The 10,192-nt window shown below is 45.6% G+C and carries 6 protein-coding genes; 4 read left to right on the top strand and 2 right to left on the bottom strand.

The genetic code is table 11. The features are described 5' to 3' along the window. The first annotated feature begins 100 nt into the window (after window positions 1-100). Window positions 101-1,042: a DUF561 domain-containing protein gene (locus tag ABDW33_RS30510; RefSeq protein ID WP_343693873.1), complete on the top strand. Its 942-nt coding sequence runs from the start codon at window positions 101-103 to the stop codon at window positions 1,040-1,042. A 194-nt stretch (window positions 1,043-1,236) separates the two neighbouring features. Here ABDW33_RS30510 and ABDW33_RS30505 read toward each other — a convergent pair whose 3' ends face one another. Next, window positions 1,237-2,517 carry an ABC transporter permease gene (locus ABDW33_RS30505; protein ID WP_343693872.1) on the bottom strand — a complete coding sequence of 427 codons (1,281 nt, stop codon included), beginning with the start codon at window positions 2,515-2,517 and terminating at the stop codon, window positions 1,237-1,239. Window positions 2,518-2,521: 4 nt separating this feature from the next. Next, a complete protein-coding gene (locus tag ABDW33_RS30500; RefSeq protein ID WP_343693871.1) occupies window positions 2,522-3,442 on the bottom strand; it encodes an ABC transporter ATP-binding protein in 921 nt (306 codons plus the stop codon). A gap of 510 nt (window positions 3,443-3,952) precedes the next feature. Between ABDW33_RS30500 and ABDW33_RS30495 the strand changes: the two genes are divergently transcribed. The 3 genes from ABDW33_RS30495 (at window position 3,953) to ABDW33_RS30485 (ending at window position 10,130) form a co-directional block, all read left to right on the top strand. Next, window positions 3,953-6,979 carry a TonB-dependent receptor gene (locus ABDW33_RS30495; RefSeq protein ID WP_343693870.1) on the top strand — a complete coding sequence of 1,009 codons (3,027 nt, stop codon included), beginning with the start codon at window positions 3,953-3,955 and terminating at the stop codon, window positions 6,977-6,979. Between the two features lie 12 nt (window positions 6,980-6,991). Next, complete coding sequence (locus ABDW33_RS30490) at window positions 6,992-8,545, top strand: RagB/SusD family nutrient uptake outer membrane protein (protein ID WP_343693869.1); 1,554 nt, start codon at window positions 6,992-6,994, stop codon at window positions 8,543-8,545. A 118-nt stretch (window positions 8,546-8,663) separates the two neighbouring features. Next, entirely contained in the window at window positions 8,664-10,130 is a 1,467-nt protein-coding gene (locus tag ABDW33_RS30485; protein ID WP_343693868.1) for an RICIN domain-containing protein, read from the top strand. Window positions 10,131-10,192: the final 62 nt, after the last annotated feature.

Below are 10,192 nucleotides of genomic sequence, written 5' to 3'. Positions count from 1 at the left end.
AAACCGCCCCCATCTTCCACACATTCCCTATAATCTATAAATCCCCACCGCCTGATTGTCATCACTTTCCGTTTAAAAGAACCTCCTTACATTTACGCCCATGAACCGTATATCTCAACTCTTTCATATAGAATACCCTATCATACAAGCCGGTATGATCTGGGCAAGTGGCTGGCGACTCGCCAGTGCCGTAAGTAACGCCGGCGGCCTGGGACTGCTGGGCGCTGGTAGTATGTACCCTGACGTATTACAGGAACATATCACCAAATGCAAACAGGCCACCAACAAACCTTTTGGCGTCAACCTCCCCCTGCTCTATCCCAATATCGAAGAGCACGTAAAGATCATTATCGCCAACAAAGTACCCATCGTCTTCACCTCCGCAGGTAATCCAAAAACATGGACCTCCCTGCTGAAAGCCGAAGGTATCAAAGTCGTACACGTCGTTGCCAGCGCCGCCTTCGCCCTCAAAAGTGAAGCAGCCGGTGTAGATGCCATCGTAGCCGAAGGCTTCGAAGCAGGTGGACACAACGGCAGGGAAGAAACAACGACCATGGTCTTAATCCCCAGCGTCTGTCAGACAGTGAAAATTCCAGTCATCGCCGCAGGTGGTATTGCCACCGGCAGGGCCATGACAGCCGCTTTCGCATTAGGCGCCAGCGGTGTCCAGGTAGGTAGCCGCTTCATCGCTACCCCCGAGGCTTCCTCACATGATCATTTTAAACAAGCCATCCTCCAGGCAAAGGAAGGCGATACCCTCCTTTCCATGAAAAAACTGACACCTGTCAGGTTGCTGAAAAATGAATTCTTCAACAACGTAAAAGCTGCAGAAGAAAGTGGTGCGGACAATGAATCGCTGAAAACACTCTTAGGCCGCGGACGCGCCAAGAAAGGTATGTTCGAAGGAGATATGACCGAAGGAGAACTGGAAGTAGGACAGGTCAGTGCGATCATTAACAAGATCATGCCTGCGGCAGATGTTGTCGCTGAAATATGGGACGAATTCCAGGCAACTAAAAAAGAACTCTGGCTAAATTCATAAGAGAAACACACATACATTTAAAAAGAGGATGGCTCTTAAGTAAAACAGGCGCTGAGAATCACTTAAACGGATACCCGACTCCGTCAGGGATACGAATAAAAAGAGGCTATATCATAAGTACGATACAGCCTCTTTTTAAATAAGTATAATTTTCATGTTGGCGAATACCCGCTTTCACACAGGTGCAAATGCGTTTACCGGATCCACTTAATCGCCTCTTTCCACGTGATCTTCTTTCCATACATCAATATCCCTGTTCTATAAATCTTGCCCGCTATCCAGGTAGTAGCTAAGAACCCTGCTATCAACAACGCCATCGACAATCCCAACTGCCAGTAAGGCACCGTACCCGGCACCCCATAAGGGATCCTTGCCATCATCACCATCGGCGACGTAAACGGGATAATACTTCCCCATACCGCCAATGGACTACCCGGATGTTGCACTGCGGCAATCATCACCATAATCCCAATGATGATCGGCAACGTAATCGGGAAGGTCAATCCCTGCACATCCGTCGGGTCCTCATTCACCAGGCTGCCCACCGCTGCAAACAACGCCGCATAAAACAAATATCCTCCCAGGAAATAGAATATAAAACAGGTAATGATCAGTCCCCAATTAATACTATCCATCACATAGCGCAACTGTGATGCTGCCTCCAGCATCGCCGCATTGTTATTCGCATTACTCTGTGCCGCACTATTCATGATATCAGCCGGGATCAGCAACCGCAACATGCTGATCAACACCACCCATATCGAGAACTGCAACAATCCCACACCAGCAATCCCCACAATCTTTCCCATCATCAACTGGAATGGCTTCACACTCGATACCATCACCTCCGCAATACGGTTCACCTTTTCCTCCATCACGCCCCTCATCACCGACATGCCAAAGAACATCAGTATGATATAAATAATAAATCCACTGGAATACCCCACCGCATAAGCAATCACTGAACTCCCTTTCTTCTCTTCTTTCCCTGATCTGAAATCAATACTCAGGTTCGATTTAAATCCTTTGATCTGCTCAATATCAATATGCGCCTGTTCCATCCGCACCTCTTCAATCCGGTTATTCAGATACCTGTTCAGATGACTCTCCAACCCCAACCCCGGTTGCCCGCTGCTGTAGTAGGTAATGCCCAAAGGTCTGTCAATATTAATGGCAGGAATATACAATACACCAGAATACCCATATTGCTCATAATGCTTGCTGAACGTGTCGATCGCCGTCTCCGTCAGGAACTTAAAGTAAATGCCTTTCTCATCCGGCAGTTTGTTCAGGAACAAATGACTATCATCTATCACGGCAATGCGCTGCTCATCGCTAGCACTGGTCGCTATCAGCACCGGCACTACAATCATAGCGGCAAAGAACAGAGGCACCAACAGGGTGACGACGAGAAAAGACCGCTTGCGCACGCGGAAGGTGAACTCTCTTTTGATGATGAGCCAGATTTTATTCATAGGATTAATTAATTGGTTCTTCTATTTGCTGTACCTGTTGTATAAACACTTCATTGATACTCGGTAGTATTTCCTGGAACGATGTAATAGGGATCTCCTGCCGGATAAAATGTGCCAGAATATCATTCGTCGTACTGCCCTCTGTAAGTTTCACAACATACCCGTTCTCTTCCTGTGATACAATGGTAAAATGATACGTCATCACCTCTGCAAAGTTAGGTACTCTGCCCAATCCTATCCGGAACAGGTCTTGTTTGAAATCGTGCCTGATCTGCTTTACTTCTCCATCTAAAATTTTCTTTCCTTTATTCACCAGCATAATACGGTCACAGATCTCTTCTACCTGCTCCATCCGATGGGTAGAAAAGATGATCGTAGTACCATTCAGTGCAAGGTCAAAAATTTCCTGCTTGATCAGGTTGGAGTTGATCGGATCTAAACCAGAAAAAGGTTCATCCAGGATTAACAACGAAGGTTCATGAATAATAGTGGAGATAAACTGCACCTTCTGTTGCATGCCCTTACTCAATTCCTCTACTTTCTTATTATACCATGCGTTGATATCAAACTTATCGAACCAATATTTGATCTTTTCTTTAGCCTCTTTCTCCGTCATGCCTTTCAGCTGCGCTAGGTAAAGCGCCTGTTCACCTACCTTCATTTTCTTGTACAGCCCTCTTTCCTCCGGCATATAGCCGATGGCATGCACGTCATTTTCCGGGTGGAAAGTTTTGCCCTTGAAAAGTATCTCTCCCTGATCGGGATAAAAAATGCCGGTGATCATTCGGAGCAGGGTGGTTTTACCTGCGCCATTGGGTCCAAGCAGCCCAAAGATGCTACCCTCAGGGATAACAAAACTAATATCATCTACAGCTGTATGCGAGGCATAATCTTTACGTAAGTTTCTAACTTCAAGCAAGCCCATAATTCTGAATTACAAAACGGAAATTACAAAAAATCCTACTGGCCCGGATAGAGTAGATAAAAAAGATAGCCCAAAGATGTAAAAAACATAGCATCTCCCTATCATAAATGGTTTTCCGGGTGGTGCATGTCTATCTATGCCAACAAATCCGGTTGACACCACGTATATAAAAAAGATAAAATACTGGCACCTTCAACAAGTGTATATCGCCTTTCGTTAAAAATTTAACCCGACATATCTTTCATCCATAGCAACCACCCCCCCTAAAAACAAACACGTTCATCGTATTTAATTGTCAATTAGACATTAAAATAAAGGCGCTGGAAGAAACCTTGGAAAAAGAGAACAAACAGCCTGTTAAAAATAAATGATTTTACCCCCTATTTTATACGATTTACCCCTGTACCTACCAATGAATTTAATGCTTGCTTTGTATCCGTCTATATATAGACGGACTCAATAACTCAGAGAGCAGTATTTCATTTTAACCTACTTAAACAGATTCTCGTTATGAAAAGATTTCTAAGCATCTTTCTTTTCCTATTGCCGTACATGACACTTTCTGCCCAGCAATCGAAGATTACGGGCAAGGTGGTTTCCGGTACGGACCCATTACCAGGGGTGACAGTAAGGATCAAACACTCCAGCCAGGGCACCGTAACAGACAGTAAGGGGCAGTTCACCCTGACGGCAGCTGCCGGCGATACCCTGGTATTCAATCATATCTCTTTTCTTACACGGGAGATTGTGGCAAATGGCAACGGTATCATGAATGTATCGTTGGTATCCGCCAGCCAGAATGTGAACGAAGTTGTGGTGGTAGGTTATGGTACACAGAAAAAAGCAAACCTGACAGGCGCCGTCGGCGTTGTTAAAATGACAGACATGGAAAGCCGGCCATTAACCAATCCCGGTCAGGCATTGCAGGGTACTGTAGCAGGGGTATATGCTTTGCAAAGCTCCGGGAAGCCCGGCGATGATGGGGCTGTGCTGGATATTCGTGGGGTAGGTACTTTTGGCGACAATACACCTTTAGTATTGATTGATGGCTTCCCAGGTAATATCAATGATGTCAATGCCAATGACATACAATCCATATCCGTACTAAAAGATGCCGCTTCCGCCGCTATCTATGGTAACAGGGCCGCCAACGGTGTCATCCTCATCACCACCAAAAAAGGCGTCGCAGGTAAATTACGGGTGAATTATACTGTCTATTATGGTTCGCAAAATCCAACCAGGCTGCCACATGTCTTAGACGCGGTAGATTATACCACATTATATAACGAAGCCTCTGTCAACTCCGGCGGAACAGCAAAATATGCTGATTCTGTCATCGCTAAGTACGCTGCACACAATGATCTGATGTATCCGGACATCAATTATTTCAAAGTGTACTACGGCAATGCTAATATCCAGAATCAACGCCTGAGCATTTCCGGGGGAAACGATAATGTCAACTATGCTTTTATGCTCGGCCGCCTGAACCAGGACGGTATCCTGGTAGGTACCAGTTATAAGAAAACTGACTTCAGGTCAAATATTGATGCCTATTTCCTCAAGAATAAAAGACTCCGCTTTTCCGGGAAATTAGCTGGCAACCTGGGTGTAAAAAATGAACCAACTGACCTGTGGAATGCTGAATGGTATGCCACGCTTGCTCCTATTCACCCTTTACGCAATGCCGCCGGGCAATGGGTATCTGTCAACGGAGAAAGAAACTACTATGGGGAAATCAAAGAAGGGAGCACTGCGCTGACCAAACGATACAATTTCAACGGACAGGTGGAAGCTGAATATAAAATAATTGACGGTCTGAGCGCCCAGGTCACCTACGGCTATAATGTCATGAATTCAAAAGCAAATGCGTTTCATGCAAATGTTACATTATACAATGAAAGCGGTACCACTACCAACCTCGTCTCCAATCTGAATGTGACCAACGAAACAGACGTTCAAACCTTGCTGACCTCCCTGTTAAAATACAACAAAGTGCTCGGCAAACATGAATTCAACTTACTCGGCGGTTACTCTGAAGAAGAATTTACCTACGATTGGGAAAGCGCTTACCGCTCAGGATTTGTTAATAACACGCAACGTGTGCTCAATCTTGGCGATCCTTCTACCCAAACAAATAATGCCGGCAGTTACGACCTCGGCCTGCGCTCCTATTTCGGCCGCCTGAATTATGTCTTTGACGGCAAGTACCTGTTTGAAGCTAACATCCGGAGAGATGGCTCTTCCAGGTTTGCAAAGGAACACCGCTGGGGCACCTTCCCCTCTTTCTCAGCAGGCTGGGTGATCTCAAAAGAGAACTTCATGCAAAACCTGACCTGGATCGACCTGCTTAAACTCCGCGCTTCCTGGGGCAGACTCGGCAACCAGAACATCAATAATTATTACAATGGCAGCGATATCCTCACATCCGGGCAAAACTACTCCCTGGGCGGTTCCCTGTATTCCGGCGTCGCCATCACCGCTATGACCAACAAAGATCTTACCTGGGAAACTGCTCAACAACTCGACTTTGGTGTTGATATGTACCTGAAGAAAAACTTTGAGATCACTGCCGACTATTTCGACAAAAGAACAAAGGACTTACTACTGACCCAGTCTATCCCCCTCACGATGGCGCAATCTGCACCATATGCCAATGCCGGCGAGGTACAGAACAAAGGGATCGAAGCCGCCATCACCTATAGAACAACCTTTGCCAGCGGGTTCAAATTAAGGGCAACAATCAACGCCTCCCATATGGTCAATAAGATTGTAAGAATGGACGTCGCCGAACAGCTCACTTCACCCAAAGCGATCAAGACCGGCGCTGCCATCAACTCATTCTATGGTTACAAAATGGACGGCATATACCAGATATCTGACTTTACCTGGCAAAATAACAGCGATCAGTCAATCCCTTATGCGCAACGCGACTATACACTGAAACCTGACGTAGTAAAGGTCTCCAACTATACCGCGCAACCAGGCGATATCAAGTATAAAGACCTGAATGGCGATAAGGTAGTGGACATGAATAATGACCGCACCATCATAGGTAATCAGTTTCCTAAGCTTACTTATGGATTCAATATCAACATGGAGTACAAAGGATTTGACCTGAGTATGTTTTTACAGGGTGTGCAGGGCATACAGGGATATACCTATTATGAAATTGCAACACCATTCAGCGGATTTGCAAATATGGGCGACTGGTGGCTGAAAAGATGGACACCTGATCATCCTTCCAATACCCTGCCACGACTCACTTTAGATGGTGCACGTAATAATATCCATTCGTCTTTCTACATGGAAAATGCTTCCTACCTGCGCATGAAAAATATCGAACTGGGTTACTCTATCAGCCCAAAAATTCTTTCCAGGGCAGGTATCAGCTCCCTCAGGATCTATGGAAATGTGCAAAACGCTTTTACAATTACAAAATTCAAAGGGTTTGATCCCGAGCAAACAGTTGATCAAACCAGGGCGCAGGCTTTCCCACAGGTTCGTATTATGACAATGGGTGCAAGTGTTAACTTTTAAAAAGGGCAGTTCATGAAAAACATATATAAAATAACTCTTTTCTTCTTTGCTTTGTCTATTTTGGGTTGTAAGAAAGATCTTCTTGACAAAACACCAAAGGACAGGCTTTCTCCCGCTACATTCTTTCAAAACGAGTCGCAATGCAAGCAGGCATTGATTGGTATCTACAATGCCATTCAGCCTAATGCAACACCATCCCATTTTTACCAGTTCGATTATATGTCCGATAATGGTTACTGCCAGGACTCCTGGCAGGGCTCCAGGGAAGTCGGCGAATGGCTCACCAATACTTCCAGCTGGGCACCTTCTGCTAAATGGACAATGGACTTTACCATCATCTCCAGGGCAAACGAATTCCTCCAGGACATCAGTAAGGCAACCGTAAGTGAAACAGTGAAAACACAGATGTCTGCCGAAGCTAAATTCCTCAGGGGATATGCATACGCCGACCTGATCACCTATTTCGGGGATGTGCCACTTATTACAAAAGTGCTGGCATTGTCAGAAGCCTACGTATCAAGAACAGCAAAAAGTGAAGTACTTACTCAGATCATTGCAGATTTTAATGATGCAGCCGCCGCCTTGCCTGTTTCCTACTCCGGTACAGATGTAGGCCGTGCCACAAAAGGCGCCGCGATGGCTTACAAAGCAAAAGCCCTGCTGTATAATCAAAAATGGGCCGAAGCAGCACAGGCTGCAAAGGATGTGATCGACCTGGGCGCTTACAGCCTGTTTTCAAACTATGAAACTCTGTTTGATGAAGCCCACGAAAATAATGTTGAAGTTATTTTTGATATCCAGTACATCCCTACTACCCAGTCCCAGCCATGGCCCTCATCTGCTTTATCTCTCAGCAGCTGGCCTACCGCAAATGTAACTGCAGACCTGATCAACTCATATTACATGACCAACGGGTTGCCCATTACAGATGCCAACGCTGGCTATAATGACCAGGATCCTTTTAAAAACCGTGATCCCCGGCTGGCAGCATCAGTAGTATTGCCCGGTTCATCATTCGGATCATCTACATTCATCCCTGCCGTAGACCAGGTACCCTGTGGCGCACGACCTCGCAAATACGCGGCGCTGGGCATTGCAGATGTCAACAACTGTTCTCTTAACACCATCCTGATGCGCTATGCAGATATCTACCTGATGCGGGCAGAAGCACTGATCGAATCCGGCAGCACAGACCCGGAAATATATACACTGATCGATAAAGTAAGAGCCCGGGTAAATATGCCAACAGTGGAATCCGTTGAAGGAATAGGACTGACACAGGCTCAGCTCAGGAATATTGTACGCCACGAAAGAAGAGTAGAATTTTACAACGAAGGCACACGCTATGCCGATATGCTCAGATGGCAGGATAAATCCCTTGTACATGATGTATATGGCTATGATAAAGCATTGTTGTCAAACCCTGCCAGCCCTGCTACCTGGACCTTCAAACAGGTAAAGGTGGAAACAAGAACATTCGATGCGTCAAAAGGTTGGTTGTGGCCCATTCCTCAGGCTGATATAGATATCAATAAGAATTTACTACCCAATAATCCAGGCTATTAATCACCCGGATGCTACATTAATTTTCAAAGTGATCCGGAACATACAGCGTCCGGATCACTATTGAAGTAATTTAGTTTGTTTCGTATGAATTTTATCATCAAACCCAAATATCTCCGTTATGAAAAGAAACCCAATTATTCTATTCATTTGCTTACTAGCTATCTTAACTTCCTGTTCAAAAAAGGAAACAGTCCTGGACAAAATTCAGGCTTCCTCCCTGGCTGCGGTGGCTGCCGGCACACCGGCAAATACCAATAGTCTGCGAGGCATCAACTGGGCAGACCCCAATGGCAATGAAGCCCCCTCCAGGGTTGTCACACCAAGCGGACTAACCGCTACCATCACCGCAACAAATGCGGCAGCTGTAGGAAAACGAATTGCCGATTCTTTGAAACAGGCCGGCGGTACAACCGTACGAATGCCTATTACACCGCTCACTGCCAGCAGTACATCTTACTGGCCAGTATACCAGGCGGCTATTAATGCGATCGTAGCAGAAGGTTGTAAGGTAATTCTCTGCTATTGGCCCGACGGCGTGCATCATGTTCCTGACTCCACGCAATGGTATACCATGTGGAAAAAAGTAGATACTGTTTATAAAAACAATGCTGCTGTATTGTATGAGCCCATCAACGAACCTGTAGACTATTCCAGCACTGATCTTTGCAATCTATATGCAAACTTTTTAAATCAGCTGACGCCTGCTTCCTGGAAATGTATCCTGGATGGAACAGGATATGCAGGAGAAGTGATCTCTGTAGGTAATGACAGCCGGTTAACCAGTCAATATCTTGGACTACACTGTTACTGGTGGTTTTATGGCTCTTATAATGTATGGTCAAGTTACTACAACATCGTATCAGGTAAAGTGGGCGCTTACGCATCCAGGACAGTAATTACAGAAGTGGGCATTGAAACATTCCGTAAAGTCAGCTTCTGGTGGCAGTGGGATACCGGCGTATATGAAGACCAGGCTTTCCTGACAGGATCCCTGGCTTATTCAAAAGATAACATGATAGGTACCATTGCCTGGTCAGGCGTCAATGATATTGACACCTATCGCTGGTTTTCGGCGAATAATAACCTTGTGGAAGTGAATCCTGGTTGCGCCAATATGTTCAGATGGTCATGGGGCCTTACGGCAGCACCCAAATGGAGAGGACCCATCGCTGACGGGAGATTTAAACTGCAGAACAGGGCCAGCAACCTGATGCTTGATAATCTTGGAAGTACAACAGATGGTGCCAGTGTAGCACAATGGCAGGATGGAACAAGTGCCAATCAACAATGGAATGTGAGCTATACAGATGGTTATTATACCTTAAGTTGCGTAACGGGGAAAAATTGCCTGGATGTAGGTGGTAATACCGCCGATGGCTCCGCTGTACTGCAAAAAGCACTCAGTTTTTCTAATAACACCCAGCGATGGACATTCGTTGCTACAGACAACGGCTATTATAGAATAGTTAACCTGACTACAGGTAAATGCCTTGATACCGGTGGTCAGACGACCAACGGATCTACCCTGCAACAATGGCCTGCTGGTTCAAGTTACAACCAGCAGTGGAAATTTATCCAGTTATAACAAAACACTATCAGGGTTGATTCCCTAAAAAAACTAAGCATATATAGTGCTCCGGAAAGCGC

The organism is Chitinophaga sp. (assembly GCF_039596155.1).
In the GTDB taxonomy this organism is placed as follows: Bacteria; Bacteroidota; Bacteroidia; order Chitinophagales; family Chitinophagaceae; genus Chitinophaga.
Note: the sequence above shows the minus strand (reverse complement) of the source record. Positions and strands in the feature narration are given on the sequence as shown.